The sequence below is a fragment of the Salifodinibacter halophilus genome (assembly GCA_012999515.1).
Lineage (GTDB): Bacteria > Pseudomonadota > Gammaproteobacteria > Nevskiales > Salinisphaeraceae > Salifodinibacter > Salifodinibacter halophilus.
In genome coordinates, this window is record JABEEB010000389.1 from 1 (window position 1) to 259 (window position 259).

Genomic DNA, 259 nt, shown 5'->3' on the forward strand with positions numbered 1-259 from the left:
GGTCAACATCCGCTTCCGCGGCCGCGAAATGAGCCATCAGGAGCTCGGTCGCGAAATGGCGGCGCGGATCGAGGCCGACCTGGGCGAGGACATCGTGGTCGAGTCGCGTCCGCGCCTGGAAGGGCGGCAGATGGTCATGATGATCGCGCCCAAGAAGAAGACCTGAGCCGGGTCCTTCCCCGCCCGCGGGGAGGCCCCAGGCGCGGTCGGGGCAGGGAGCTTGGCTCCCAATCCCCTGATTTGCCTGAAGATATTTGCA

Annotated in this window: 1 protein-coding gene; it reads left to right on the plus strand. The window is 66.4% G+C overall.

Annotated elements, in window-relative coordinates:
* Nucleotides 1–166, plus strand: a 166-nt coding sequence (locus HKX41_12150; GenBank protein NNC24887.1) for a translation initiation factor IF-3, incomplete at its 5' end; no start/stop codon positions are given.
* Between the last annotated feature and the right edge of the window lie 93 nt (nt 167–259).